The following is a 26,486-nucleotide window of genomic DNA, read 5'->3' as shown; positions in this document are numbered from 1 at the left end:
CCCACGCTGTGACTTTTGCAGTCACTTTTTACGCTTTGGCAGTCGCACCAACTGCGTGTCGGAGTAGATGTCGTGCCAGCTGCGCTTGCGCTTGTCGAACAGTGACCAGATAAAGCCCAGCCCCAGGCACAGCCATGAAGCGATCGACACCACAAAACGCAGTAACGCCTGCCACAGGCTGATGGCGCTGCCATCGGCGTTCTGTACGCGCACTCCCCATACCTGCATGCCAAGGGTCTGGCCGCCATGGGTCCAGAACTTGGCGAAGAAGCCGAACAGCGCGAACAGCAGGATGGTCGACAGCAATGGGTCGCCATCCAGCGCGCCGGCCTCGGTCAGTTCGCGCATACGTGCTTCGCCGATAATCGCCATCTGGACCATCTTGTAGGCACCGGCGGTCACGATCAGTAGGGCGGTGCACAGCAGGAAGTCATAGAACATCGCTGCCAATCGGCGGCCCAGGCCGACGGGGGGGAATTCACCCTGGGGATTGAGCAAAGGCTTGGACATGCACGACGGCTCCAGATGGCAAAGGCCCATTCTATGGAATTGCGGGCACAAAAAAGCCCCTGTGCGTCAACACAGGGGCTTTTTTTAAGAAGTCAGGCTTCTGCGATGACTTCGTCAGCCTGCATGCCTTTCTGGCCTTGCACGGCAATGAAGGTCACTTTCTGGCCTTCTTTCAGGCTCTTGAAGCCGTTGCCCTGAATGGCACGGAAGTGCACGAACAGATCCGGACCGCTTTCAGGGGTGATGAAACCGAAACCTTTCTCGTCATTGAACCACTTGACGGTACCGCTCTGACGTTGGGACATTGTCTTATTTCCTATGAAACTTGAATTTGATGACAGTTTCTTTCACACGTTATGTACGTGAAAGAGTACTGGGCTGGGTTGCAGGAAAGTAAGAGACGTCGAACGGGTTGTAGCAAATTGCGGCTACTGGCCCAGGTCACGAACTGTTGCGACCCATGCAAACACAGTGCAGTGACTCTACGCCAACTGTCGAGCGAAAAACAAGCCCTGCGCCGGGGTGAAAATCAGGCTTTTCCGAAGCCTTGAGCGATTTGCCCGAAGCGGCATGGCGCCTGGCCTGGCGCTATGTTCAGAAGTTATTGGGCAGGTTCGGAAACGAATATGCCGAACCTGCCCAAACCGTCAATCAACCGCGGTAGTAACGCTGTGCCACGAAAGGCATTCTGCTGACTTTAAGGGCAACTTGCTTGCCACGCACGACAGCGAACAATGCCGTGTCCAGTGCCGCATGTTCGGTATCGACATAGCCCATCGCCACCGGTGCGCCGAGGGTCGGGCCAAATCCACCGCTGCACACCTGGCCAACCATTTTGCCGGTGCCGTCGACAATTTCGGCACCCTCGCGCACCGGGGTGCGTTCCTGCGGCAGCAGGCCTACGCGCTTGCGTGCAACGCCTTGTTGCTGTTGGGCGAATACGGCTGCGGCGCCGGGGAAGCCACCGGCACGCGCGCCGTCGGCACGGCGCACCTTGGAGATCGCCCACAGCAGGCTGGCCTCGATCGGCGTGGTGGCGGTATTCATGTCGTGGCCGTACAGGCACAGGCCGGCTTCCAGGCGCAGCGAATCGCGCGCACCGAGGCCGATCGGCTGTACTTCCGGCTCGGCCAGCAGGCGACGGGCCAGGGCTTCGGCGGCAGTCGCCGGTACCGAGATCTCGTAGCCGTCTTCACCGGTGTAGCCCGAGCGGCTGACGAAACATTCGCTGCCCAGCAAGGTGACCGGGCGGAACTGCATGAAGGTCATGCCGGCCACTTCCGGCGCCAGGCGCTCCAGCACCTTGACCGCCGCCGGGCCTTGCAGGGCCAGCAGCGCGCGGGCTTCGAACAGCGGCTCGATTTCGCACTGCGCGCCGATGTGCTGGCGCAGGTGGGCCAGGTCCTGGTCCTTGCAGGCGGCGTTGACCACCAGGAACAGGGTGTCGTCACCCAGGTTGGCGACCATCAGGTCGTCAAGAATGCCGCCTTGTTCGTTGGTGAACATGGCATAGCGCTGCATGCCCATCGGCAGGTCGATGATGTCCACTGGCACCAGGGTTTCCAGCGCGCGGGCCGCATCGCTGCCGCGCAGGACGATCTGGCCCATGTGCGAGACGTCGAACAGGCCGGCCTGCTCGCGGGTGTGCAGGTGCTCCTTGAGCACACCCAGCGGGTACTGCACCGGCATGTCATAGCCGGCGAACGGCACCATGCGTGCGCCCAGTTCGAGATGCAGGGCGTGCAGTGGGGTCTTGAGCAGTGTTTCGGACATCGGTGACTCCTTGGTTTTTGTTCGGGTCAACATTCGATGATGTTGACGGCCAGACCGCCGCGGGCGGTCTCCTTGTATTTGCTTTTCATGTCGGCGCCGGTCTGGCGCATGGTGCGGATGACCTTGTCGAGCGAGACGTAATGTTGCCCGTCGCCGCGTAGGGCCATGCGCACCGCATTGATTGCCTTCACCGAGCCCATGGCGTTGCGCTCGATGCAGGGCACCTGGACCAGCCCGCCGATGGGGTCGCAGGTCAGGCCCAGGTTATGTTCCATGCCGATCTCGGCGGCGTTTTCCACCTGTTGCGGGGTCCCTCCCATTACCTCGCACAAGGCCCCGGCAGCCATTGAGCAGGCCACGCCGACCTCGCCCTGGCAGCCCACCTCGGCGCCGGAAATCGACGCGTTCTCCTTGTACAGAATGCCGATCGCCGCTGCGGTGAGCAGGAAGCGCACCACCCCATCCTCGTTGGCGCCGGGGACGAAGCGCATGTAGTAGTGCAGCACCGCGGGCACGATGCCGGCCGCGCCATTGGTCGGCGCCGTGACCACCCGCCCGCCGTAGGCGTTTTCCTCGTTCACCGCCAGGGCGTACAGGTTGACCCAGTCGAGCACCGACAGGGCATCGCGCAGGCTGGCTTCCGGGTGCTGGCTGAGCTGGCGGTACAGCGCCGGCGCGCGGCGCTTGACCTTCAGCCCACCTGGCAGGATGCCCTCGTGGCGGCAACCGGCCTCGACGCAGTCCTGCATCACCTGCCAGATGCGCAATAGCCCGGCGCGGGTTTCGGCCTCGGGGCGCCATGCCGCTTCGTTGGCCAGCATCACCTGGCTGAACGAAAACTGTTGCGTGGCGCAATGCCCGAGCAGCTGCTTGCCGGTCTTGAACGGGTAGGGCAGCACGGTGCTGTCCTCGACGATGCGGTCATGGCCGGCGGCCTCTTCATCGACCACGAAACCGCCACCCACCGAGTAGTACTCGCGGCTGCGGACCTGCAACCCGGCCGTATCGAAGGCACGGAAGATCATGCCATTGGGGTGGTAGGCCAACGGCTTGCGGATCATCGCCAGGTGCTGTTTTTCGACGAATTCGATCTCATGCTCGCCAAGCAGGCGCAGGTGACCGCTGTCGCGGATTGCCTTGAGGCGGGCGGGGATGCTTTCGGTATCGACGGTGTCCGGGTGCTCGCCTTCAAGCCCGAGTAGCACGGCCTTGTCGCTGCCGTGGCCCTTGCCGGTGGCGCCGAGCGAGCCATACAGCTCGGCCTTGACGCTGACCGTGCCGGTCAGCAGGCCGTCGCGCCGCAGGCCTTCGGCGAAGCGCGCGGCGGCGCGCATCGGCCCGACCGTATGGGAGCTGGAGGGGCCGATGCCGATCTTGAACAGGTCGAAGACGCTAAGTGACATGCTGACCTCCCGGCTCTACAGGTTGACGGTGAACCTGTGGGGGCGGCGGTGCGCCGATGCGATTTACCCGCGAATACGTCGGTGAAACCACTATCGCATTCGCGGGTGAATCGCACCGGCGCACCGCCGCTCCCACAGGGCGCGCTGTCGGCCCGAGGGCTATCAGACGTCCTGATAGTTCTCGATCGACGGGCAGGCACAGACCAGGTTGCGGTCGCCGAACACGTTGTCGACGCGGCCGACCGGTGGCCAGTACTTGCTTTCCACCAGACTCGGCAGCGGGTAAACCGCCTGCTCGCGGCTGTAGCCGTGGGTCCATTCGCCGGCCAGCTCCGCCGCGGTGTGCGGGGCGTTCTTCAGCGGGTTGTCGTCCTTGTCCAGGCTGCCGTTCTCCACGGCGCGGATCTCTTCGCGGATCTGGATCATGGCGTTGCAGAAGCGGTCCAGTTCTTCTTTCGATTCGCTCTCGGTCGGCTCGATCATCAGCGTGCCCGCTACCGGGAACGACATGGTCGGGGCGTGGAAACCAAAGTCGATCAGGCGCTTGGCCACGTCGTCGACGCTGATGCCACTGGTGTCCTTGAGCGGGCGCAGGTCGAGGATGCACTCATGCGCCACCAGGCCGTTGCCGCCGGTGTACAGCACAGGATAGTGCTCTTCCAGGCGACGGGCGATGTAGTTGGCGTTGAGGATCGCCATCTGCGAAGCGCGCTTGAGCCCGGCGCCACCCATCATGCGAATGTACATCCAGGTGATCGGCAGGATGCTTGCGCTGCCGAACGGTGCGGCGCATACCGCGCCAGCGGTGTTTTCAAGCGTAGCGTGGCCCGGCAGGAACGGTGCCAGGTGCGATTTGACGCCGATCGGGCCGACGCCCGGGCCGCCGCCGCCGTGGGGGATGCAGAAGGTCTTGTGCAGGTTCAGGTGCGACACGTCGCCGCCGAACTTGCCCGGGGCGCACAGGCCGACCATGGCGTTCATGTTGGCGCCGTCGATATACACCTGGCCGCCGTTGTCGTGGATGATCGCGCAGATCTCGCCGATGGCTTCTTCGAACACGCCATGGGTCGACGGGTAGGTGATCATGATCGCGGCCAGGCGTTCGCGGTGCTCGAGGGCCTTGGCGCGCAGGTCGTCGATATCGACGTTGCCACGGGCGTCACAGGCGGTCACTACCACACGCATGCCGGCCATGTGGGCGGTGGCCGGGTTGGTGCCGTGGGCCGAGGACGGGATCAGGCAGATATCGCGATGGCTGTCGCCACGGCTGCGGTGGTAGGCGCGGATCGCCAGCAGGCCTGCATATTCGCCTTGCGAGCCGGCGTTGGGCTGCAGCGATACGGCGTCGTAGCCAGTGGCAGCGCAGAGCATGGCTTCGAGCTCGCTGGTCATCTGCAGGTAGCCCTGGCTTTGCGCGGCCGGGGCGAACGGGTGCAGGTTGCCGAACTCGGCCCAGGTCACCGGGATCATCTCGCTGGCGGCGTTGAGCTTCATGGTGCACGAGCCCAGCGGGATCATGGTGCGGTCCAGCGCCAGGTCCTTGTCGGCCAGGCGGCGCAGGTAACGCATCAGCTCGGTTTCGCTGTGGTAGCGGTTGAACACCGGGTGTTCAAGGATGGCCGACTGGCGCAGCAGGGCGGCCGGCAGACGCATGGCGACAGTCGCGGCCAGGGCGGCGAAGTCCGGGGTGGCCTGGCCTTCGGCGAACAGCTGCCACAGGGCTTCGATATCGGCCTGGCTGGTGGTTTCGTCCAGCGACAGGCCCAGGTACGCGGCGTCGATCTGGCGCAGGTTGATGCCCTGGGCGCGGGCCTTGTCATGCAGGCCGGCGGTGTTGGTGCCGGTAGCCAGGGTGAGGGTGTCGAAGAAATCGCTGGTGAGCACTTTCACACCCAGTTTCACCAGGCCGGTGGCCAGAATCGCGGTCAGCGCGTGGGTGCGTTCGGCGATGCGCTTGAGGCCGGCCGGGCCGTGGTACACGGCGTACATGCTGGCAATGTTGGCCAGCAGTACCTGGGCGGTGCAGATGTTGCTGGTGGCTTTCTCGCGGCGGATGTGCTGCTCGCGGGTCTGCATGGCCAGGCGCAGGGCGCTCTTGCCGAAGCGGTCGATCGACACGCCGACCAGGCGGCCTGGCATGTCGCGTTTGAACGCGTCACGGGTGGCGAAGTAGGCCGCGTGCGGGCCACCGAAGCCCAGGGGCACGCCGAAGCGCTGGGCGCTGCCGATGGCCACGTCGGCCTCGAATTCACCAGGCGGGGTCAGCAGGGTCAGGGCCAGCAGGTCGGCGGCCACGGCCACCAGGGCGCCGGCGGCGTGGAACTGCTGCACCACGGCGCGGTAGTCGAACACGTCACCGTTGCTGGCCGGGTACTGCAGCAGGGCGCCGAAGTAGGCGCTGGCGTCGCTCAGTTCACGCTCGTCGCCCACCACCACGTCGATACCCAGCGGTTCGGCGCGGGTGCGCAGCACGTCGAGGGTTTGCGGGTGGCAGTGTACCGAGGCAAAGAAGGCATGGCTGGCCTTGTTCTTCGACAAGCGCTTGCAGAAGGTCATGGCCTCGGCGGCAGCGGTGGCTTCGTCGAGCAGGGAGGCGTTGGCGATCGGCAGGCCGGTCAGGTCGCTGATCAGGGTCTGGAAGTTCAGCAGCGCTTCCAGGCGGCCTTGGGAGATTTCTGGCTGGTAGGGAGTGTAGGCGGTGTACCAGGCCGGGTTTTCCAGGAGGTTGCGCAGGATCGGTGCCGGGGTGTGGGTGTTGTAGTAGCCCTGGCCGATGTAGCTCTTGAACAGTTGGTTCTTGGCGGCGATGGCTTTCAGGGCGGCGAGGGCATCGGCCTCGCTCTGGCCGTCTTCGCTGCCCAGCACGCTGGTGCCCTTGATGCTGTCGGGGATGACCGCAGCGCTCATGGCCTCCAGCGAGTCGAAACCGAGGGTGGCGAGCATGGCTTGCTCGTCAGCGGCGCGTGGGCCGATGTGACGGGCGATGAATTCGTTGGCGGTGCCGAGGTTGATGGTCATGGCAGGTTCCTCAGGCGTCGTCGTTGGCTTTGAGCAGGCGGTCGTAGGCGTCCTGGTCGAGCAGGGCGGCCACTTCGGTCATGTCGGCGGGGATGAAGCGGAAGAACCAGCCTTCGCCCAGCGGGTCTTCGTTGACCAGCTCGGGTTGATCGTTGAGGCCGTCGTTGACCGCGACCACTTCACCGCTCAGGGGCATGTACACGCCGCTGGCGGCCTTGACCGATTCCACGGTGGAGGCTTCGGCGCCTTTGTCGTACTGCTGCAGTTCCGGCAGTTGCACGTAGACCACATCGCCAAGGGCGTTCTGGGCGTAGGCGGTGATGCCCACGGTGACGCTGCCGTCGGCTTCGACGCGCAGCCATTCGTGATCTTCGGTGAAACGCAACTCGCTCATGGGAATTCCTCGGGAAGCAGGGGGCGTTGGCGCGGTAGACCCGCGCTCTTAAGGTTGGAATTTCCTTAGCAATAATGCGGCCAGTATAGATAAATGCATTAAAATCAATGGCTTACATATTTTTAGCACGCGTTTTGTCATGTGCATGGAATGAAATCGATACACAGCCAGCTGGATTCAAAAGCACTTGAGGATCAAACCCTTGTGCAGGCGCACTCGAATGGGTGTGTATTGATTTCGATACGATGTACTTGTTTCGTTACATTAAAAAAGGCGGCGCCTGAGCACCGCCTTCTGGGGGAACCAGCACATGTGGGTGGAGCGCAATACGCAGCGGCGATTCCCGTAGCCGTAGGCGAGGGGAACAGGCGGGCGCTCAGCTGATCAGCCGACGCTGAACAAGGGCAAGGCAAGGTACAGCTTGATCACGATGACATTGATGATGTCGATGAAGAACGCGCCCACCATCGGCACTGCCAGGAAGGCCAGTTGCGAAGGCCCGTAGCGTTGGGTGATCGCCTGCATGTTGGCGATGGCCGTCGGCGTGGCGCCGAGGCCGAAGCCGCAATGGCCGGCCGCCAGCACTGCCGCATCGTAGTTGCGGCCCATGATGCGGAAGGTCACGAAAATCGCGAACAGCGCCATGACCAGCGTCTGCGCGGCCAACAGGACGAGGAAGGGCAAGGCCAGGGCGGCGAGGTCCCACAACTTGAGCGACATCAGTGCAATCGCCAGGAACAGCGACAAGCTGACATTGCCCAGCACTGAAACCTCCCGTTCGAACACCTGGTACACGCCCAGCATTGACAAGCCGTTGCGCAGGGTCACGCCGACGAACAGCACGCACACGAAGGTCGGCAACTCGAAGGCGGTGTCATGCAGCACACCATTGAGCTGGGTACCGGCCAGCAGGCTGATGGCGATGAGGGCAATGGTTTCGATGAGGGAAAAGGGCGTGATCAAGCGCTCCTTGTCGGGCTGTTCGAAGCCCTTGGGCAGCCGGGGAGGTTGCTGTTCGAAGCCAGGCGTCTTGACCCCGGCAATCAGCAGACGCGCGACGGGGCCACCGATCAGGCCCCCCAGCACCAGGCCGAACGTTGCCGAGGCCATGCCAAGTTCGGTGGCCGAGGCCAGGCCGAACTTCTCACTGAAGGTCGCGCCCCACGCGGCACTGGTGCCATGGCCGCCGGACAAGGAAATGGAGCCGGACAGCAGGCCCATCAGCGGGTCAAGCCCCAAGGCCTTGGCCAGTCCGATGCCCAGGGCGTTCTGCACGACCAGCAGCCCGGCGACTGCCAGCAGGAATACGCCGACGACGCGCCCGCCCTTTTTCAGGCTTGCTATGTCTGCGTTCAAGCCGATGGTGGCGAAGAACGCCAGCATCAGCGGTGTTTGCAACGAGGTGTCGAACTGGACCCGGACATCAAGGCCGCGTAGCGCCAACAGCAGCAGGGCGACCACCAGGCCGCCGGCTACCGGTTCGGGAATGTTGTAGGTGCGCAGGAAACCGACCCGTTTGACCAGGCCGCGTCCCAGCAGAAGGACCAGCGAAGCGGCCACCAGCGTTCCATAGAAATCGAGCTCAAGCATTCAGCGTACTCTTCCTTAAAAGCCGGGGCGAAAACCGCATGCCCCATGAACAGAGCCCGGTATGGTACGCGGCGGCGTTTAGGAAGTTTGGGGTGTGCGGGTAGGGTAATTCTGAGATTGCCTTTGCTATTTTCTGATGAGTCGTCGAGCTCGATGGCGACGCTCAGGCCTTGCCGGGAATGCCGTACTTGCGCAGGCGCTGGGCGATGGCGGTGTGCGAGGTCTGCAGCCGCCCGGCCAACTGCCGGGTCGACGGATAGCTGGCATACAGCCGCTGCAACAGCTCGCGCTCGAAATCGCCGACGGCCTGGTCCAGGCTCGCCACTTCGCCGTCCTGCCCGCGCGCCACCGAGGTGCCGGCGATGTCCAGGTCGCCGATATCCACCACGTTGCTTTCGCAGATGGCCGCAGCGCGGAAGATCACGTTCTGCAGCTGGCGCACATTGCCCGGCCAGGGGTTGGCCAGCAGCGCCGCATGGGTGGCCGGCGCCAGTCGGCACTGTGGCCGCTGGATCTGGGTGCAGGCCTGCTGCATGAAGTAGTGCGCCAGCAGCAGGATGTCCTGGCCGCGCTCGCGCAGCGGCGGCACTTGCAGGTTGAGTACGTTGAGGCGATAGAACAGGTCTTCGCGGAAGCTGCCTTCGCTGACCATCTGCTCAAGGTTGCGGTGGGTGGCGCTGATGATGCGCACGTCCACCTTCACTTCGCGGTCGCCACCGACCCGGCGGAAGCTGCCATCGCTGAGGAAGCGCAGAAGCTTGGCCTGCAGGTAGGGCGACATCTCGCCGATCTCGTCGAGGAACACCGTGCCCTGGTTGGCCAGCTCCATCAGCCCCGGCTTGCCGCCGCGCTGGGCGCCGGTGAAGGCGCCCGGAGCATAGCCGAACAGCTCGCTCTCGGCCAAGCTCTCGGGCAGGGCGGCGCAGTTGAGGGCCAGGAAGGGCGCGGCATGGCGGCTGCTGATGGCATGGCAGGCGCGGGCTACCAGCTCTTTGCCGGTGCCGGTTTCGCCGTGCACCAGCAAGGGTGCGTCGAGGGCCGCCACGCGCAGGGCGCGGGCCTTGAGGGTGCGAATGGCCGGCGAGTCGCCGAGCATGGCGTCGAAGCCTTCGGCGTGATCGTGGTGCAGCGCCGACAGCCGCTCGCCCATGCGGTTGGGCGGGTACAGGGTGAGCAGCCCGCCGGCATTGGTGATCGGCGTGGCGTCGAGCAGCAGGCTCTGGCCATTGAGCTGCATCTCGCGCATGGGCAGGTGGAAATTGTTATCCAGCAGGACCTGGAGCAGGTCGGGGTCGCCGAACAGCTCGGCCAATGAACGCCCGGCCGACTCACGCCCGCACAAGGCGATCAGCGCCGGGTTGGCCAGCAGCACTTTGCCGGCGCTGTCCACCGCCAGCACCGGGTCGCTCATGGCGGCGAGCAGGGCGTCGAGCTGCAGGTGGCGGCGTTGGCCGGGGAGGATGTCGACCACTTCCACCGACTGCACGCCACGCACCTCGAACAGGGCGTCGTGCAGCTCTTCGAGCACGGCGGGGCTGAGGGTCGGGGCGTCTATGTAGACGTTCGGTGGGACCATCTCCACGGCATCGAGGTTGAGGTTGCGGGCACCAAGCAGGGCCAGGACTTCCTGGGTGATGCCGACGCGGTCGATGAAGCTGACGTGGATGCGCATGGGGTAGGCGGTTATGGCCGGGGAGGGCGACAGTATGCCTTGGTGATCGTATGAAGCCTATCGCGGGGCAAGCCCGCTCCCACGGTGGCAACATGTGAGCATCTGTCCGGTGTTGCTTGTACGGGCCTCATCGCTGGTAAACCAGCTCCCACAATTACAGCGCTGCCCCGGAGGGTGGTGCAGTCCCTGTGGGAGCGGGCTTGCCCCGCGATGAATTCGACTATTCCAGGTGTTCAGGCTTGATCGGGTCGCCGGACTTCACATCAAGCTTCTGCCGGATGTCCTCGAACATGTAGTCGTAGAGCTTGTGCGGCGAGCCGAGGTTCTCGAACTTCTTCGGCGCCGGCAGGTAAGACTGGGCCTTGCGGCTCAACTGCATCAGAAAGCTCGGCAGCACCTGGTCCTTGGCCAGGAAGAACTTCTCGTCGACATTCTTACCCTCGATGCTGCCATGCATACGGAACTGGATGCCGCGGCCTTCCCTGGGGTCCGACGTGGCCTCGTACTCGATGTTCAGGTCGTAGCTGTGGTCGTTGGTGTTCAGCGCGGTGCGCTCGATATGAACGTGACCGGGTTGGTACTGGGCCATGGTGGAAACCTCCGGAAGGTTGAAAACGGCGGGCGCCGGGCGCCCGCCAACTGCATTCAACGGTAGCTGATACCCGGCTTGGCGGTGGAAACCCGTGTGCCGGCGGTGCCTTTGACGATGTCCTCGATGTTTTCCAGCGAGCTGATCACCGCGACCTTGCCGGTATGCCGGGCGAAATCGCAGGCAGCCTGCACCTTGGGCCCCATGGAACCGGCGGCGAAGCCCAGCTTTTCGAGCTCGTCGGGGTGGGCCTGGGCAATCGCTTTCTGGGTCGGCTTGCCGTAGTCAATGTAGGCGGCATCGACGTCGGTGGCGATGATCAGAAGGTCGGCTTCCAATTGCTCGGCCAACAGTGCCGAGCACAGGTCCTTGTCGATCACCGCCTCGACGCCCTTGAGCTTGCGGTTTTCGTCGTACATGGTGGGGATGCCGCCGCCACCGGCGCAGATCACGATGCTGCTCTTTTCCAGCAGCCACTTGATCGGGCGGATCTCGAAGATGCGCTTGGGTTTGGGGCTGGCCACCACGCGGCGGTACTTGTCGCCGTCGGGCTTGACCACCCAGCCTTTCTCCTTGGCCAGGCGCTCGGCTTCTTCCTTGGCATACACAGGGCCGATGAACTTGGTCGGGTCCTTGAAGGCCGGGTCATTGGCGTCCACTTCAACCTGGGTGAGCAGGGTGGCGAACGGCACCTCGAAGGCCAGCAGGTTGCCCAGCTCCTGTTCGATCATGTAGCCGATCATGCCTTCGGTCTCGGCGCCGAGCACATCCAGCGGGTAGGCTTCATCCGGCTTGTACGACAGGCCCTGCAGCGACAGCAGGCCGACCTGCGGGCCGTTGCCGTGGGCGATGACCAGTTCGTTGCCGGGGTGGATCTTGGCGATCTGTTCGGTGGCGGTGCGGATATTGGCGCGCTGGTTGTCAGCGGTCATTGGCTCGCCACGGCGCAGCAGGGCGTTGCCGCCCAATGCAACAACGATACGCATGGGGAATGTCCTTTGGTTGGAGCTGCAAGCTTCAAGCTTCAAGCTACTAGAAAAAGCGGATCGCACGCGGTCTTGCTTCTTCTTGTCGCTTGCCGCTTGCAGCTTGCCGCTACCGGGGTTCAGAGATCAGCCAGAGTCGAAACCAGGATCGCCTTGATCGTGTGCATGCGGTTTTCCGCCTGCTCGAAGGCGATGCACGCCGGCGATTCGAACACGTCATCGGTCACTTCGATGCCGTTGGCCAGGTGCGGGTACTGCTCGGCGATCTGCTTGCCGACCTTGGTGTCGGAGTTGTGGAATGCCGGCAGGCAGTGCATGAACTTGGTGCGTGGGTTGCCGGTGGCCTTCATCAGCTCCTTGTTCACCTGGTAGGGCAGCAGTTGCTGGATGCGTTCGCCCCAGGCTTCGACCGGCTCGCCCATCGATACCCAGACGTCGGTGTGAACGAAGTCCACGCCTTTGACTGCGGCTTTCGGGTCTTCGGTGAGGGTGATGCGCGCACCGCTTTCTTCTGCGTACTTCTTGCAACGCTCGACCAGGTCGTCATGGGGCCACAGCGCCTTCGGCGCGGCGATGCGCACGTCCATGCCGAGCTTGGCGCCGATCAGCAGCAGCGAGTTGCCCATGTTGTTGCGGGCGTCGCCCAGGTAGGCGTAGCTGATGTCGTGCAGCGGCTTGTCGCTGTTCTCACGCATGGTCAGCACGTCGGCGATCATCTGGGTCGGGTGGTACTCGTCGGTCAGGCCGTTGAACACCGGCACGCCGGCGAACTTGGCCAGCTCTTCGACGATCTCCTGCTTGAAGCCACGGTACTCGATGGCGTCGTACATGCGCCCGAGCACGCGGGCGGTGTCCTTCATGCTTTCCTTGTGGCCGATCTGCGAGGAATTGGGATCGATGTAGGTGACATTGGCGCCCTGGTCGTAGGCGGCGACTTCGAAGGCGCAGCGGGTGCGGGTCGAGGTCTTCTCGAAGATCAGGGCGATGTTGTTGCCCTTCAGGTGCTGCTGCTCGGTGCCGGTGTACTTGGCGCGCTTGAGGTCGCGGGACAGGTCCAGCAGGTAGCGCAGTTCGCGGGTGGTGTGGTGCTCGAGGCTGAGCAGGTTACGGTTATGGATGTTGAACGCCATGACGGTTCTCCTTGGATTCGGTGAGGTATGCCCGGCCGCTGTCTGTTGGAAGCGGCCGGGTGCAATGGGCGTTAGTAGTCGATAGGGTCGCGGACGATCGGGCAGGTCATGCAGTGGCCGCCGCCGCGGCCCCGGCCCAGTTCGCCGGCGCTGATGGTGATGACTTCGATGCCGGCCTTGCGCAACAGGGTGTTGGTGTAGGTGTTGCGGTCGTAGCCGATGACCACGCCGGGCTCGATGGCCACCACGTTGTTGCCGTCATCCCACTGTTCGCGCTCGGCGGCGAAGCTGTTGCCGCCGGTTTCGACCACGCGCAGCTTGACCCCCAGCTGTTCGCCGACCACCTCAATGAACGACTTGTTCTCGCGGCGCACGTCCATGCCGTAAGGCTTGCTTTCGTCCGGGCGAATGATGAACGGCACGATCTCCTTGACCACTTCCGGGAAGACCGTGACCAGGTCGCGGTCGCAGAAGCTGAACACGGTGTCCAGGTGCATCGCGGCGCGGGACTTGGGCAGCCCGGCGACGATGACTTTTTCCACCGCGCCCTTGGCGAACAGGTTCTGCGCCAGCTGGCCGATGGCCTGGCGCGAGGTGCGCTCGCCCATGCCGATCAGCACGATGCCATTGCCGATCGGCATCACGTCGCCGCCTTCGAGGGTGGCCTTGCCATGGTCCTTGTCAGGGTCGCCGTACCAGACCTGGAAGTCGGCGCCGGTGAATTCCTTGTGGAATTTGTAGATGGCGGTGGTCAGCAGGGTTTCCTGGCGTCGCGCCGGCCAGTACATCGGGTTGAGCGTCACGCCGCCATAGATCCAGCAGGTGGTGTCGCGGGTGAACTGGGTGTTGGGCAGCGGGTCGAGCAGGAAGCTGGAGTGGCCCAGGTAGTCGCGGTACATCTTGATCACGCTGGCGCCTTCGCTGTCAGGCAGGTCTTCACCGGCCACGCCGCCGATCAGGAACTCGGCCAGCTTGCGCGGCTCCAGGCCTTCGAGCCAGCTGCGCACTTCGTTGGTGAGGCCGACGCCGACAGAGTCGGAGGTGATCTTGCGGTCGAGAATCCACTTCAGCGCATCGGGTTGCTGGACGATGTCGGTCAGCAGGTTGTGCATTTCCAGCACATCGACGCCGCGCTCGCGCATCTTGGTGACGAAGTCGAAGTGGTCGCGTTTGGCCTGGTCAACCCAGATCACGTCGTCGAACAGCAGTTCGTCGCAGTTGCTCGGGGTCAGGCGCTTGTGCGCCAGGCCTGGCGAGCAAACCATCACTTTGCGCAGTTTGCCGGCTTCGGAGTGGACGCCGTATTTCTGTTTTTCAGTGGACATGGTTCATTCCTCCAGTAAAGCGAAGACAGGTGTTCAAAGGGTCAGGAAGCCGTCGTACAAGCCGTAGGCCGCCACCAGGGCGCCCACCACCACGGCGGCGAAAATCAGTTTTTCGATGCTGGTGAAGATCGGCTGGCCCACTTCGCGCTTGGCCTTGGCGAACAGGATGGCGCCAGGGGCGTACAGCAGGGCCGAGAGCAGCAGGTACTTCACGCCGCCGGCGTACAGCAGCCAGATCGCGTAGACCAGGGCGATGCCGCCGATGATCAGGTCTTTCTTGCGTTCGGCCAGGGCCTGCTCGTAGGTCTCGCTGCGCCAGGCCAGCAGGAAGGCGTAGGCCGCCGACCACAGGTAGGGCACCAGGATCATCGAGGTGGCGAGGTAGATCAGCGACAGGTAGGTGCTGTTGGAGAACAGCGTGATCACCAGGAAGATCTGCACCATGGCGTTGGTCAGCCACAGGGCGTTGGCCGGCACCTGGTTGGCGTTCTCGCGGCGCAGGAACTCCGGCATGGTGTGGTCCTTGGCGGCGGCGAACATGATCTCGGCGCACAGCAGCACCCACGACAGCAGCGCCCCCAGCAGCGAGATGATCAGGCCGACGCTGATCAGCACCGCCCCCCAGTGGCCGACCACATGTTCAAGCACGGCGGCCATGGACGGGTTCTGCAGCTTGGCCAGTTCCGGCTGGGTCATCACCCCCAGCGACAGTACGTTGACCAGCACCAGGAACAGCAGCACGGTGACGAAACCGATGACCGTGGCCTTGCCCACGTCGGAGCGTTTTTCGGCGCGGGAGGAGAAGATGCTCGCGCCCTCGATGCCGATGAACACCCACACGGTGACCAGCATCATGTTGCGCACCTGGTTCATCACGCTGCCCAGCTCCGGCGTACCGACGGCCCAGATATCAGCGGTGAAGATGTCGAGCCGGAAGGCGAACAGGCAGATCAACGCGAACAGCGCCAGCGGCACGACCTTGGCCACGGTGGTGACCAGGTTGATGAACGCCGCTTCCTTGATGCCGCGCAGCACCAGGAAGTGCACGGCCCACAGCAGGATCGAGGCACCGATCACCGCCGCCGGTGTATTGCCTTCGCCGAAGATCGGGAAGAAATACCCCAGGGTGCTGAACAGCAGCACGAAGTAGCCGACGTTGCCCAGCCAGGCGCTGATCCAGTAGCCCCAGGCGGACGAAAAGCCCATGTAATCGCCGAAGCCTGCCTTGGCGTAGGCGTATACGCCGCCGTCGAGGTCAGGTTTGCGGTTGGCCAGGGTCTGGAACACAAAGGCGAGGGTGAGCATGCCCACCGCGGTGATGGCCCAGCCGATCAGCACGGCCCCTACGCCGGCGCTGGCGGCCATGTTTTGCGGCAGCGAGAAGATCCCGCCACCAATCATCGAGCCGACGACAAGTGCAACAAGTGCACCTAACTTTAGTTTTGCGGGAGAATCAGACATTTAACGACTCCGTACCAGGAGAAAGTTGACTTCAGAATAAATCTGACGCCTGGGTCATTAGCTGATTTAGATCAGTTCATGCCGACATGAAGGGTTAAAAAGACCCTTCATGTACCTCCTGGAGGATGCCGACAGCTCTGCTGCAAGCCTTGTGCACTGGCACCTCCGTGTCCATCTAGAGCAAACGCTCCGTTTTGCCTGCGCTATGAAGCTAGCCGTTTCTGGATATTTCGCAAATTTTTCACATGATTGAGTGGTGGCAATGCGCCATGCGCGAGAAAGTCCGTTAAAACTCTGCGCGTCGTGCGCTTTTAGTTAGACAAAGGAGTTATGAGTGAACTAGCTTTAATGTCCTGCATTAATATAAATATGCTGTAACATTTATATGCGTTAGATCGAAATTTCATGCGCCGCACGGGGCAGAGGGGAGAAGCGCCATGAGCGAACCGGGACAGAAGCTGCGCCTAGGCGCCCTGATCGCGTTGGTGGTCGGCTCGATGATTGGCGGGGGGATCTTCTCGCTGCCACAGAACATGGCGGCGCGCGCCGACGTCGGCGCCGTGCTGATCGGCTGGAGCATCACCGCAGTAGGCATGCTGGCGCTGGCCTTCGTGTTCCAGACCCTGGCCAACCGCAAGCCGGAACTGGACTCGGGGGTGTACGCCTACGCCAAGGCCGGCTTCGGCAACTACATGGGTTTTTCGTCCGCCTGGGGCTACTGGATAAGCGCCTGGCTGGGCAACGTCGGCTACTTCGTGTTGCTGTTCAGCACCCTGGGTTTCTATTTCCCGGCGTTCGGTGAAGGCAATACGCCGCTGGCCATCGGTTGCGCCTCGCTGCTGCTGTGGGCGGTGCATTTTTTGGTGCTGCGCGGCATCAAGGAGGCGGCGTTCATCAACCAGGTGACCACCGTGGCGAAGGTGGTGCCGCTGCTGATGTTCATCGTGATTGCCGCGTTCGCTTTCCGTGCCGATATCTTCACTCGCGACATCTGGGGCTTGAGCAACCCCAAGTTCGGCAGCGTGCTGGAACAGGTGCGCAACATGATGCTGGTGACGGTGTTCGTGTTCATCGGTATCGAGGGTGCCAGCGTGTATTCCGGCCGTGCCGAGCGCCGATCTGATGTGGGCAAGGCCACGGTGGTGGGCTTTCTCGGGGTGCTGGCGCTGCTGGTGCTGGTCAACGTGCTGTCGCTGGGGGTGATGACCCAGCCGGAACTGGCCGGGCTGCAGAACCCGTCGCTGGCCTCGGTGCTGGAACACATCGTCGGGCCGTGGGGCGCGCTGTTGATCAGCATCGGGCTGGCGGTGTCGCTGCTGGGCGCGTTGTTGTCCTGGGCGCTGCTGTGCGCCGAGATCCTGTTCGCCACCGCCCGCGACAAGACCATGCCGCGCTTCCTTGCCCGGGAAAACGCCAACCACGTGCCGGCCAATGCGCTGTGGCTGACCAACGTGATGATTCAGGGTTTCCTGTTGATCACGCTGTTCTCGGCGGGGACCTACACCAGCCTGATCTACCTGGCGTCATCGATGATCCTGGTGCCGTACTTCTGGTCGGCGGCCTATGCGGTGTTGCTGGCGTTGCGTGGCGACAGCTATCAAGGCCAGCCCAGCGTGCGCCGCAATGACCTGCTGGTGGCGCTGATCGCTTTGCTGTACGCGGTCTGGCTGCTGTATGCCGGTGGGCTCAAGTATGTGCTGCTGTCAGCGCTGCTGTACGCGCCGGGGGTGATTCTGTTCGCCCGGGCCAGGCACGAGCAGGGGCAGGCGCTGTTCACCCCGTGGGAAAAGCTGATCTTCGCGGGGGTGCTGGCAGGCGCGGGGCTGGCGGCGTATGCGTTGTATTCGGGGCTGTTGAGTCTGTGAACCGCGCATGACGCGCCTTCTGTAGGAGCGGCCTTGCGCCGCGAAAGGGCTGTGCAGGGTGGCACGGGCTTCGCCCGTGTTCGCTGGGCAAGCCCGCTCCCACAGGGATCGCGCTGGCTTTAGCAGTTGAGCAAGACAGTTGCTCTTACACAGAGAATGCGCGTTGAGCGGTACAAGATGCGTGTTGAGTGGTCACCACTGAGCAGTGGCCGAACCCAGCTCGCAACTCCCTCGTGCCCATGCCATCACCGCCGTGCCCACCTGCAGCGGCCCTTTGATCCGTTGCGCCGCACCCCATGGGGTGTGCTCGATGTACGGCTCGAGGTCCGCAGCCGTTTCCGCCGCCAGCGGCAGGTCTTCTGCCACCGTTCCGCGTTCCACCAGCAATGCCGCGGTACGCGCCAGCGACAGCCGCGCCTGGCACCCCTGGCCGCTGCGTAAACGCTCGGTCAGCGCGCGGATCGCCTCCGCCGCCATCAGGTAGCCGGTGGCATGGTCCAGCGCCTGCACTGGCAGCGGCACAGGCCGATCCGCTTGCTGCCAGCGCATGCCTTCGTGGGCGATGCCGGCGCTCATCTGCACCAGGCTGTCGAAGCCGCGGCGGTCCTGCCAGGGGCCACCCCAGCCATAGGCGTTCAGGCCCACATCGATGAGGCCGGGGTTGAGCTGGCGGCGACGTTCGGCACCCATACCCAGCCGTTCGAGCGCATCGGCGCGGTAACCGTGGACCAGGATATCGGCCTCGCTCAGCAGGCGTTCGAATACCTGGCGATCAGCCTGTGCCCGCAAGTCCAAGCGCGCGCAGCGCTTGCCCAGGGTGACTTCCGCCGCTAGGGAAGGCTCGTCCCAGCCGGGTGGGTCTAGGCGCAGCACCTCGGCGCCGAACGCGGCCAGCAAGCGGGTGGCCACGGGGCCGGCGATGATGCGGGTGAGGTCGAGCACCTTCACGCCGGCCAACGGCCTGGCGGTGTTGCCCTGCCAGGCCTGTGCCGGCCCGGCGAAGGCCTGGCGCAGGATCAGCGGTTGCCGGTTGACCGCCTGGCCCTGTGGATGGGCGCACCATTGCGGCCAACTGCGCATGCGCGCCGCGCAGCCACCGGCTGCGACCACAGCGGCTTCAAGGGCATCGCCCTGCCATCTGGCCACCTCGCGGGCGACGCTGGCGCGTTCGGCGTGGGTGCCGAGCACCTGCAAGGCAGCGGCACGATGGTGCGGGGCATTGGTGTGCAGACGGATCCAGCCGTCGCCGGTTGGGTAGTCGCCAGCGATGGCGTCCCACAATGGCGGCAGTTGCCAGCGGTGAGGGCGCAGGCTGGTGTTGAACCAGAATGAGGCCAGGCGACGGTCGATCCGCACCGCTGGGCAAGCGCCCGCCTGGCTTTCCAGCAGTTTGGCCAGAGCCAGGCCGCAGGCGGCAATACTGGCGGTGGCCAGTTCGCTCACGGCGAACGTCGAGGGCAGTGCGCCGACCCCTTGCCAGCGCACGGCGGCGGGGTCGAGGCTCAGGGACTGGGCGATGGTGTCGAGCAACGGCTGCATGCAGGGTCCTCCTTGCTGGGCCCTATTGCAGTACATCCGCCAGCACAGTGCAAACCCCTCAGCGTTGCGGTTCGGCGCAACTCGGCGTGGTCGGCCGCTCCGGGCGCGACCAGATCCAAAGGTTGCCCAGGGTCATGCCGGCGATGGCCAGGTAGACCGGCCAGTGGTGCGCAAGAAAGGTCAGCATCAGCCCCGCGCACAGCAGCATGCTCAGGGTCGCGCTGACCTTGGCGCGACGCTGGATCACCCGGCCATTGCGCCAGTTGTACAGGATCGGCCCGAACAACCGGTGGTTCTCCAGCCAGGCGGACAGCCGCGGCGAACTGCGGGTAGCGGCCCAGGCGGCGAGCAGGATGAACTCGGTGGTGGGTAGGCCAGGGATGACGATGGCAACCAGGCCGATCCCTAAGCTGACATAAGCCAGGATCGCGTAGAGCAGCCGGGACACTTTGGAGCGGGCGAGTCGGGTCATGGTCTCACTACAGCGGTGCGGCCGCCCGCGGGCGGCCGGGTGAAGCGTGTCAGGCCAGCGCGGCGTCGGTGGCGTAGGCATGCTTGAGCAGCTCGGTGAAGCGCTCGAAGGCGGCGACCGCGCCACGTTCGGCGGCGGCGTCTTCCTCGGGCGACAGGGCCTGGCTGTCGAGAATGCGGGTGAACTGCTTCCAGCCTTCGGCGCGGCCACCTTCCGGTTCGCCCAGGTGACGGGCACCGAAGCTGTCGGACAGTTCCAGCGCCACGGCGCGCTTGATCAGGAATGCGGCGCCCAGTTTGGAGCCTTCGGAGACGAAGATCCAGCCCAGCGCTTCACCCAGGCTCGGTTTCTGCAGGGCGCCGGCGAAGGGCGCCGGCACTTCGGTGTCGAGGTCGGCAAGGTCCAGGCGAGCCTGTTCGGCGCGGCAGCGCGCCGCCAGGTCGGGGACGATGGCGATCAATTGCGGGTCGTTGTACAGGGCCTGCAGCTCCGACTGGAACAGGTACTGGGCGACCACGAAGCGGGCGAAGCTCTCGCGGCTGTCGAACGGCTTGTGCGACTTGACCAGGGCGTCCAGCTCGGTGTGCGGGGCGTGGGTGACCTGGTTCAGGCGCTGGGAGCGCAGGGCGGCGCGCTCGGAGGAGGTGGACATCGGGGGCATCCTTGGGAAATGGGTTGTCTAGTGTTAAGACGAAACAGATGACGCACGACAGTAAAAAAACCTCATCTGGGAAGTTGAATCATTCGTCGGACGCAGCATTGGCGTTGCCCCTATCGCCGGCAAGCCGGCTCCCACCTGACCGCGCCTAACTCAAGACCTGCACTCAGGCTGTGAGAGCGGCGGTTCGCCGCTGCGATTTACCCGCGAAGATGACAACTTGGTGCCTGGCACGGGCTATGCCCGTGTTCGCGGGTAAACCCGCTCCCACAGTGATCGCGCAGCTGTTTGAATGGCGAGCAAGGCAGTGGCTCCCGCAGGTGAGCGCCCGCCTCAGGCTTGGCGCTTTGTCTGTGGGAGCCGGCTTGCCGGCGATAGGGGCTGCACCGATTTCAGATCAGATATCCCACACCACATTGATGGCGAAGTTGCGCCCCGGCATGGTCAGGCGGTCGAGGTTGGCTGGCTGAGTCACGCTGGCTTCGCCGATCGAGTCGTAGCCGCGCACGTCATCCCACTGCCAGTACTTCTTGTCGGTGAGGTTGTACAGGCCAGCGTTGACGGTGACGTCCTCGCTCACCTTGTAGAAGCCGGTCAGGTCCAGCACGCCGTAGCCGGGGCTGCGGAACTGTTTGCTGGTGCCGTCGGGGGCGAAGAAGGTGGTGTCGTCGACGCGATCCTTCTGCTTGACCAGGGTCCAGCTGAGCAAGCCACCGTAGTTCTGCTGCTCGTAGCCCAGGCCGAGCACGGCGGTGAGCGGGTTGACGCTGTTCAGCGGCTGGCCGTTGTCGTCGTTGCGGCCACGGGCATAGGCCACCGAGCCCTGGGTGTACAGGCCTTGCGCGGCACCGAAGTGGTCGAGGTTCAGGCGGCCCTTGAACTCGGCGCCGCGGATGGTGGCGTGCTTGATGTTGTTGGCCTGGAACCTGGCGCCCAGGTTGGACGACAGGATGGCGTCTTCGTTGATGAAGTCGCGGTACTTGTTATAGAACACCGCCACGTCGAAGTTGCCGGCGTCGAAGTTGCCGCGCAGGCCGGTCTCGTAGCTCTTGCTCTTTTCCGGCTCCAGGTCAGGGTTGGGCTGCACGCTGTAACCCAGGCCCGGGTTGTCGAAGCGGCCGTACATGGCCTTGGCGGTCGGCGTGCGGAAGCCCTCGGCGTACTGGCCGTACCAGGTGTAGTTGTCGTTGAAGGCGTAGGTGACCCCCAGCTTGGGCGATACGCGGTGCCACTTCTTGGCCGAGTCGTCGGCATTGGCGGCACCGGTCACGCTGGTGCTCTGCACGCCGCGCAGGAATTCGTCGGTGAACTTGGGCTCCATGCGGGTGTAGTCGTAGCGGGCACCCGGCAGGAAGGTCCAGTTGTTCCAGCGGATCTCGTCCTGGGCGAACAGGCTGTAGGTGTTCACGGTCGGATCGGGGAAGTCGCTGACCGGTACCTGGCCATCACGGGCGCTGTTCTGGCCGACGGCTGTGCAGGAACCGCCGACGTTCAGGCAGGTGCCGACGCCCTGGCGGATGCCGCTGATCTTCTCGTGCTTGAGGGTGGTGCCATAGGTCAGCAGGTGCTCGGTGGTGCCAATGCTGAAGGCTTTGTCCAGTTGGGCGTCAACGACCCACTGGCGGTCCTTGTAGGTGGTCTGGCGGTCTCGGAACACCTGGCGGCCGGCGGCGAAGTACAGCTCGTCGGTGCGCTGGTCAGTCTTGGCGATCTGGTAGTTGAGGCTCCACTTCACGTGGTCGGCGACCAGGCTGTCGAGGCCGAATTCATGATTGATGCCGAAGCGTTCGCGGGTGACGGTGTCGTTGCCCTGGCGCATGCGGTACGAGTTCGAGGCGCCGAAGCCGGGAATGAACGGCCCGCCCACGGAGCTCAGGATGTTCTGGTCGCGGTCGTCCTTGTAGTGCTCGTAGGTCAGGCCCAGGCGGGCGTCGTCGGCGTAGTTCCAGCCCAGTTTGGCCAGCACGTTGGTGGTGCGCACGTCCTCGGGGTTGGCTTCGGTGCGGGCCAGGCCGCTGCCGCCGTGTTCGCCGTAGGACTCGGTCTCGTGGCCGTTGCGCTGGCTCAGGTGCAGCAGGCCGTCGAAGTCGGCGTGGCGGCCTGCGACGGTGGCGGACGTCAGCCAGCTCTCGTCGGCGGAGCTGTAGCCGGTCTTCAGGCGCGCGCCGACATCCTTGCCGGGCTTGATGATGTCTTCAGGGTCGAGGGTGAAGTAGCTGACCGCGCCGCCGATGGCGTTGCTGCCGTACAACACCGAGGCCGGGCCGCGCAGGATCTCGACGCGCTTGACGATTTCCGGGTCGACGTAGTTGCGCTGGGTCTGGGCGTAGGGGCCGTAGAAGAAGCTGTCGGGGATCGACACGCCGTCTACCTGGGTGAGGATGCGCTCACCGTCGATGCCGCGGATGTTGTAGCCGTTCAGGCCGCTGCGCTGGCCAACGCCGCCGACCGACACGCCTGGCTCGTAGCGCACCAGGTCCTTGATGTCGTTGACGTTCTGCCGGTCCAGCTGCTCACGGGTCTGCACGCTGACGGTGCTGGGCACCTGGCTGACTTCCTGGGCGCTACGGGTGGCGCTGACGGTCATCTGTTGCAGGGCGATGGCGCTGCCCGCCTGGCGCTCGAGCACCACGTTGGCGTTGTCGATCTTGCGATAGGCAAGGCCAGTGCCGTGCAGCAGGCGCTGCAGCGCCGCTTCCGGGGCCAGCGAGCCCTGCACCCCTGGCGAGGCCACGCCTTCGGCCAGCTCGGCGTTGAAGCCGACCTGCCAGCCGGTGACCTGGCTGAACGCATTGATCGCCGAAACCAACGGCTGCTGGGCAATGGCGAAGCGGTAGTCGCCCATGCGCGGGCTGCTCGCCTGGGCGGGCTCCACGGCCAGGGCCGGCAGGCTGCCGGCGCCACTGGCGAGCAGGGCGAGGGTCAGCAAGGACAGCTGCCCGTGGCGGCGGGAAGGGGTGAACGGGCGGGTTGGACCTGTGGACATCGAAAGCGCTCCCTGTCGCGCGAGGGGTTATAGGCGTGGACTGTTGTCGTTATCGAACGAGAATCAGTTGCATTGGCTATAACGAGACGTGCTGCCTACAGGGGTCGCGTAAAAAAACTTGTTGGCTTAGTTGAGAATCACCACGGCGGGGTATTCATGCAGCTGCGCCGAGGTGATGTGGGCGAGGGCGCGCAGGGTTTGCAGGGGCTGGTCGAGGCGGTAGTTGCCGGTGACTGCAACCTGCTCCAGCTGCGCATTGCGGCTGATGATCCAGCCTGGGTAGTAGCGCTGCACTTCGGCGATGACCTGGCCCAGCGGGCAGTTCTCGAATACCAGGCGGCCTTCGACCCAGGCCAGTTCTTTGTTCAGGTCGACGCGCTGGCGCTGGCCGAAGCCCTGGGGGCCGACACTGATGCTGTCGCCAGCGCTCAGGCGGATGCGTTGGTCGCGGGCCCCCTGCAGATCGACGTCGCCGCGCTGCACGCGCACCTGCGCTTCGCCATCCAGGTAGCGCACGGCGAAGTCGGTGTCGCGCACGTTGGCGCGCAGCGGCCCGGCCTGCACCTCCAGCGGCGGCTGGCTGCCGCCGGCGACCTGGAAGTAGGCTTCGCCCTGCAGCAAGCGGGCAACCTGGCGCCCGTCGCGCACATCGCTGGCGAAGGCCGAGTTGGTGTTGAGTAGAACCTTGGCGCCGTCCTCCAGTTGCAGGCGCTGGCGCTCGCCGACCACGGTGAGGTGGTCGGCCTGCAGGCGCACAGGCAGGTTGCCGAAGGTGAAAAGCCCGACCAGCAGCACGGCGGCGGTGGCCAGCGGCTTCCAGTGGCTGCGCAGGCGCCCGCCGAGGGAGCGGCGCTGGCGTTGCTGCATTTGCTCGGCGGCCTGGCGCAGTGGCGCACCGTTCCACAGCGCTTCGGCCTCGACGTAGGCTTCGGCGTTTTCCGGCTCGGCGCCCAGCCAGTGCTCGAAGGCCTGGGTGTCTTGGTCAGTGGCGCACTGCAGGCGGATCAGCCAGTCCATCGCCTCCTCGCGGGCACGGGCGCGGGCATCAGGCTCGGCAGGTGTCGGGCGAGGGGTGGGCTGATCGGTCACGAAGGATCCTTGCGGGGGCTTTTTTGCGCATGATCGGCGCAGGCCCGGCACATGGCAAGGGCTTTACGCAGGTGCGCGGCGAGTGGTCGCGTCACTGGTGCCGAGCGGCGACGCCCATGCAGATGGCCATGATCAGTTTCAGTTCCTTCTGCACGGTGCTGGCCGAGACGTTCAGTTGCTCGGCGATTTCCAGGTAGCTGGCGCCATGCAGGCGGCTCTGGATGAAAATGCGCTGCTGGCGTTCGGTCAGCTGGCCGAGGCTCGTGCTCAGGTGCTTGAGCAGTTGCTCGGCGTGGGCGGCATCCTCGCTGCTGCCGGCGGGCGCGGCGACGTTGTGCAGCACTTGCTCGGGCACGTCGTCGACCAGGGTGCGTGCCTGCACCCGGCGGGCGCGCAGGTGGTCCAGGGCGAGGTTGCGCGCGGTCTGGAACACGAAGGGTTCAAGGTGCTCGATCGGCCGCTCGCCCAGGGCACGGGTGACCCGCAGGTAGGTTTCCTGCAGCAGGTCCTCGGCGGTGCTGGGGTTGCCGACCATGCGTTGCAAGGTGCGCAGCAGGCTGAGGCGCTGGGTGAGGAAGACTGAATTGAACCGGGATTGACTCACGGGGGGACCTGGCCACTGTGGGGCGAATGATAATGCTTATCATCCATATGGCAGGTCAAGCGCTGAAATGTCACGAACAGGTAAAGATTGCGCTTTGCGCGTGGGGCGGTGGGCGTGGGAGCGGGCTTGCTCCGCGATGGGTGCCATGTCGCTCCGGCCTCATCGCGGGCAAGCCCGCTCCCACATGGATCGCGCTAACTTGAGGCAGCATCGTACCTGTGGGAGCTGGCTTGCCAGCGATGAGGCCAGCACTGACAACATAAGACAGTTGCTCCCACGCCCACCGCCAAAGTACTTACTTGGCGCTGAACAGCGCCAGGCAGTTGTCCAGCATGCGGTTGGAGAACGCCCATTCGTTGTCGTACCAGGCCAGCACCTTGAGCATGCGACCGTTGGCGCGGGTATGGTTGGCGTCGAAGATCGACGACAGTGGGTTGTGGTTGAAGTCGCACGACACCAGCGGCAGCGCGTTGTAGCCCAGCACTCGCGAATGGCGGCTGGCCTCGAGGAACAGCTGGTTGACCTCCTCTGTGGTGGTCTCACGCTGCAGGTTGACCGTAAGGTCGACCAGCGACACGTTGATCACCGGCACCCTCACGGCCATGCCGGTGAGCTTGCCGGCCAGCTCTGGCAGCACCAGGCCCACCGCCTCGGCGGCGCCGGTCTTGCTCGGGATCATCGACTGGGTGGCGGAGCGCGCGCGGTACGGGTCGGCGTGGCAGACGTCGGTGAGCACCTGGTCGTTGGTGTAGGCGTGGATGGTGGTCATCAGCCCCTGCTCGATGCCGAACTCGCGGTGCAGCACCTGGGCCACCGGTGCCAGGCAGTTGGTGGTGCACGAGGCATTGGAAATGATCTGGTGCGAGGCGCGCAGCACATCGTGGTTGACCCCGTACACCACGGTGGCGTCGGCGCCCTTGGCCGGTGCGCTGATGATCACCTTGCCGGCGCCGGCGGCCAGGTGCGCGGCGGCCTTGGCGCGCTCGGTGAACAGCCCGGTGCATTCGAACACCACATCGATGGCCAGGGCTTTCCAGGGCAGCTCGGCGGGGTTGCGAATGGCGCTGACGGCAATGCGGTCGCCGTTGACGGTGAGGCTCTCGTGGTCGGCCTCGACCTGAGCATCGAAATGGCCGTGAACGCTGTCGTACTTGAGCAGGTGGGCGTTCATCGCGCTGTCGCCCAGGTCGTTGATGGCGACGACCTGCAGGTCCTGACGGTAGCCGTGCGTGTAGAGTGCGCGCAGGACATTGCGTCCGATGCGGCCGAATCCGTTGATGGCGATGCGTAGGGTCATGGCGTTACCTCTGGCAGTCGGGTGAAGCCTGTGGCAAAAAGGCAGCTTCACTGAAACGGTTTTGTTATTGGAATTACAAGATTATTCACTGCGTGATAGAAAACAAGCCTTTTTAGTGGCAGTAT

21 protein-coding genes are annotated in these 26,486 nt (G+C 64.3%); 1 reads left to right on the top strand and 20 read right to left on the bottom strand.

Features of this window, described 5'->3' with window-relative positions:
* Positions 1 to 21: 21 nt before the first annotated feature.
* The 13 genes from LOY51_RS21540 to arcD (LOY51_RS21480) form a co-directional block, all read right to left on the bottom strand.
* Positions 22 to 510 carry an RDD family protein gene (locus LOY51_RS21540; protein WP_258642987.1) on the bottom strand — a complete coding sequence of 163 codons (489 nt, stop codon included), beginning with the start codon at positions 508 to 510 and terminating at the stop codon, positions 22 to 24.
* Positions 511 to 602: 92 nt separating this feature from the next.
* Positions 603 to 815 (bottom strand): cold-shock protein, encoded by a 213-nt coding sequence (locus LOY51_RS21535; RefSeq protein ID WP_010220199.1) that lies wholly within the window; start codon positions 813 to 815, stop codon positions 603 to 605.
* 346 nt (positions 816 to 1,161) lie between these two features.
* Entirely contained in the window at positions 1,162 to 2,283 is a 1,122-nt protein-coding gene (gcvT, locus tag LOY51_RS21530; protein WP_258642985.1) for a glycine cleavage system aminomethyltransferase GcvT, read from the bottom strand.
* Positions 2,284 to 2,309: 26 nt separating this feature from the next.
* Positions 2,310 to 3,686, bottom strand: coding sequence for an L-serine ammonia-lyase (locus tag LOY51_RS21525; RefSeq protein ID WP_258642984.1), 1,377 nt, complete (start codon positions 3,684 to 3,686; stop codon positions 2,310 to 2,312).
* 162 nt (positions 3,687 to 3,848) lie between these two features.
* Positions 3,849 to 6,704: an aminomethyl-transferring glycine dehydrogenase gene (gene gcvP, locus LOY51_RS21520; protein WP_258642982.1), complete on the bottom strand. Its 2,856-nt coding sequence runs from the start codon at positions 6,702 to 6,704 to the stop codon at positions 3,849 to 3,851.
* Between the two features lie 10 nt (positions 6,705 to 6,714).
* Positions 6,715 to 7,098 carry a glycine cleavage system protein GcvH gene (gene gcvH, locus LOY51_RS21515; RefSeq protein ID WP_125465316.1) on the bottom strand — a complete coding sequence of 128 codons (384 nt, stop codon included), beginning with the start codon at positions 7,096 to 7,098 and terminating at the stop codon, positions 6,715 to 6,717.
* Positions 7,099 to 7,482: 384 nt separating this feature from the next.
* A complete protein-coding gene (gene gltS, locus LOY51_RS21510; RefSeq protein WP_258642980.1) occupies positions 7,483 to 8,688 on the bottom strand; it encodes a sodium/glutamate symporter in 1,206 nt (401 codons plus the stop codon).
* Between the two features lie 163 nt (positions 8,689 to 8,851).
* Complete coding sequence (gcsR, locus tag LOY51_RS21505) at positions 8,852 to 10,360, bottom strand: transcriptional regulator GcsR (protein ID WP_125465311.1); 1,509 nt, start codon at positions 10,358 to 10,360, stop codon at positions 8,852 to 8,854.
* 220 nt (positions 10,361 to 10,580) lie between these two features.
* Complete coding sequence (locus LOY51_RS21500) at positions 10,581 to 10,949, bottom strand: DUF5064 family protein (protein ID WP_125860048.1); 369 nt, start codon at positions 10,947 to 10,949, stop codon at positions 10,581 to 10,583.
* Positions 10,950 to 11,005: 56 nt separating this feature from the next.
* Positions 11,006 to 11,935 (bottom strand): carbamate kinase, encoded by a 930-nt coding sequence (gene arcC, locus LOY51_RS21495; protein ID WP_258642979.1) that lies wholly within the window; start codon positions 11,933 to 11,935, stop codon positions 11,006 to 11,008.
* Positions 11,936 to 12,054: 119 nt separating this feature from the next.
* Complete coding sequence (locus tag LOY51_RS21490) at positions 12,055 to 13,065, bottom strand: ornithine carbamoyltransferase (RefSeq protein ID WP_110993243.1); 1,011 nt, start codon at positions 13,063 to 13,065, stop codon at positions 12,055 to 12,057.
* 71 nt (positions 13,066 to 13,136) lie between these two features.
* Positions 13,137 to 14,390, bottom strand: a complete 1,254-nt coding sequence (gene arcA, locus LOY51_RS21485) for an arginine deiminase (RefSeq protein ID WP_125860044.1) — start codon at positions 14,388 to 14,390, stop codon at positions 13,137 to 13,139.
* Between the two features lie 33 nt (positions 14,391 to 14,423).
* Complete coding sequence (gene arcD / locus LOY51_RS21480) at positions 14,424 to 15,851, bottom strand: arginine-ornithine antiporter (protein ID WP_125860042.1); 1,428 nt, start codon at positions 15,849 to 15,851, stop codon at positions 14,424 to 14,426.
* Positions 15,852 to 16,288: 437 nt separating this feature from the next.
* Between arcD (LOY51_RS21480) and arcD (LOY51_RS21475) the strand changes: the two genes are divergently transcribed.
* The gene (gene arcD / locus LOY51_RS21475; RefSeq protein ID WP_125860040.1) at positions 16,289 to 17,716 is read left to right on the top strand and encodes an arginine-ornithine antiporter; all 1,428 of its coding nucleotides are present in this window, start codon (positions 16,289 to 16,291) and stop codon (positions 17,714 to 17,716) included.
* A gap of 192 nt (positions 17,717 to 17,908) precedes the next feature.
* On the opposite strand, the gene LOY51_RS21470 is transcribed toward arcD (LOY51_RS21475), so the two are convergent.
* From LOY51_RS21470 to gap, 7 genes are all read right to left on the bottom strand, one after another.
* Positions 17,909 to 19,255 (bottom strand): CoA transferase, encoded by a 1,347-nt coding sequence (locus LOY51_RS21470; RefSeq protein WP_258642975.1) that lies wholly within the window; start codon positions 19,253 to 19,255, stop codon positions 17,909 to 17,911.
* A gap of 58 nt (positions 19,256 to 19,313) precedes the next feature.
* A complete protein-coding gene (locus tag LOY51_RS21465) occupies positions 19,314 to 19,727 on the bottom strand; it encodes a YbaN family protein (RefSeq protein WP_125465304.1) in 414 nt (137 codons plus the stop codon).
* Between the two features lie 49 nt (positions 19,728 to 19,776).
* Entirely contained in the window at positions 19,777 to 20,379 is a 603-nt protein-coding gene (locus LOY51_RS21460; RefSeq protein ID WP_309475583.1) for a biliverdin-producing heme oxygenase, read from the bottom strand.
* A gap of 403 nt (positions 20,380 to 20,782) precedes the next feature.
* On the bottom strand, positions 20,783 to 23,371 hold the full coding sequence (locus LOY51_RS21455; RefSeq protein ID WP_258642970.1) for a TonB-dependent receptor: 2,589 nt from the start codon (positions 23,369 to 23,371) through the stop codon (positions 20,783 to 20,785).
* A 126-nt stretch (positions 23,372 to 23,497) separates the two neighbouring features.
* The gene (locus LOY51_RS21450; RefSeq protein ID WP_125860032.1) at positions 23,498 to 24,460 is read right to left on the bottom strand and encodes a FecR family protein; all 963 of its coding nucleotides are present in this window, start codon (positions 24,458 to 24,460) and stop codon (positions 23,498 to 23,500) included.
* Between the two features lie 91 nt (positions 24,461 to 24,551).
* Positions 24,552 to 25,064, bottom strand: coding sequence for an RNA polymerase sigma factor (locus tag LOY51_RS21445; protein ID WP_110993252.1), 513 nt, complete (start codon positions 25,062 to 25,064; stop codon positions 24,552 to 24,554).
* Between the two features lie 295 nt (positions 25,065 to 25,359).
* On the bottom strand, positions 25,360 to 26,361 hold the full coding sequence (gene gap, locus LOY51_RS21440) for a type I glyceraldehyde-3-phosphate dehydrogenase (RefSeq protein ID WP_125860030.1): 1,002 nt from the start codon (positions 26,359 to 26,361) through the stop codon (positions 25,360 to 25,362).
* Between the last annotated feature and the right edge of the window lie 125 nt (positions 26,362 to 26,486).

This window comes from Pseudomonas sichuanensis, from assembly GCF_024749065.1.
GTDB lineage: Bacteria > Pseudomonadota > Gammaproteobacteria > Pseudomonadales > Pseudomonadaceae > Aquipseudomonas > Aquipseudomonas sichuanensis.
Note: the sequence above shows the minus strand (reverse complement) of the source record. Positions and strands in the feature narration are given on the sequence as shown.

Coding starts and splice junctions, on each gene's coding strand:
- LOY51_RS21540 (WP_258642987.1), bottom strand. CDS start 510: ATGTCCAAGCCTTTGCTCAATCCCCAGGGTGAATTCCCCCCCGTCGGC.
- LOY51_RS21535 (WP_010220199.1), bottom strand. CDS start 815: ATGTCCCAACGTCAGAGCGGTACCGTCAAGTGGTTCAATGACGAGAAA.
- gcvT (WP_258642985.1), bottom strand. CDS start 2,283: ATGTCCGAAACACTGCTCAAGACCCCACTGCACGCCCTGCATCTCGAA.
- LOY51_RS21525 (WP_258642984.1), bottom strand. CDS start 3,686: ATGTCACTTAGCGTCTTCGACCTGTTCAAGATCGGCATCGGCCCCTCC.
- gcvP (WP_258642982.1), bottom strand. CDS start 6,704: ATGACCATCAACCTCGGCACCGCCAACGAATTCATCGCCCGTCACATC.
- gcvH (WP_125465316.1), bottom strand. CDS start 7,098: ATGAGCGAGTTGCGTTTCACCGAAGATCACGAATGGCTGCGCGTCGAA.
- gltS (WP_258642980.1), bottom strand. CDS start 8,688: ATGCTTGAGCTCGATTTCTATGGAACGCTGGTGGCCGCTTCGCTGGTC.
- gcsR (WP_125465311.1), bottom strand. CDS start 10,360: ATGCGCATCCACGTCAGCTTCATCGACCGCGTCGGCATCACCCAGGAA.
- LOY51_RS21500 (WP_125860048.1), bottom strand. CDS start 10,949: ATGGCCCAGTACCAACCCGGTCACGTTCATATCGAGCGCACCGCGCTG.
- arcC (WP_258642979.1), bottom strand. CDS start 11,935: ATGCGTATCGTTGTTGCATTGGGCGGCAACGCCCTGCTGCGCCGTGGC.
- LOY51_RS21490 (WP_110993243.1), bottom strand. CDS start 13,065: ATGGCGTTCAACATCCATAACCGTAACCTGCTCAGCCTCGAGCACCAC.
- arcA (WP_125860044.1), bottom strand. CDS start 14,390: ATGTCCACTGAAAAACAGAAATACGGCGTCCACTCCGAAGCCGGCAAA.
- arcD (WP_125860042.1), bottom strand. CDS start 15,851: ATGTCTGATTCTCCCGCAAAACTAAAGTTAGGTGCACTTGTTGCACTT.
- arcD (WP_125860040.1), top strand. CDS start 16,289: ATGAGCGAACCGGGACAGAAGCTGCGCCTAGGCGCCCTGATCGCGTTG.
- LOY51_RS21470 (WP_258642975.1), bottom strand. CDS start 19,255: ATGCAGCCGTTGCTCGACACCATCGCCCAGTCCCTGAGCCTCGACCCC.
- LOY51_RS21465 (WP_125465304.1), bottom strand. CDS start 19,727: ATGACCCGACTCGCCCGCTCCAAAGTGTCCCGGCTGCTCTACGCGATC.
- LOY51_RS21460 (WP_309475583.1), bottom strand. CDS start 20,379: ATGTCCACCTCCTCCGAGCGCGCCGCCCTGCGCTCCCAGCGCCTGAAC.
- LOY51_RS21455 (WP_258642970.1), bottom strand. CDS start 23,371: ATGTCCACAGGTCCAACCCGCCCGTTCACCCCTTCCCGCCGCCACGGG.
- gap (WP_125860030.1), bottom strand. CDS start 26,361: ATGACCCTACGCATCGCCATCAACGGATTCGGCCGCATCGGACGCAAT.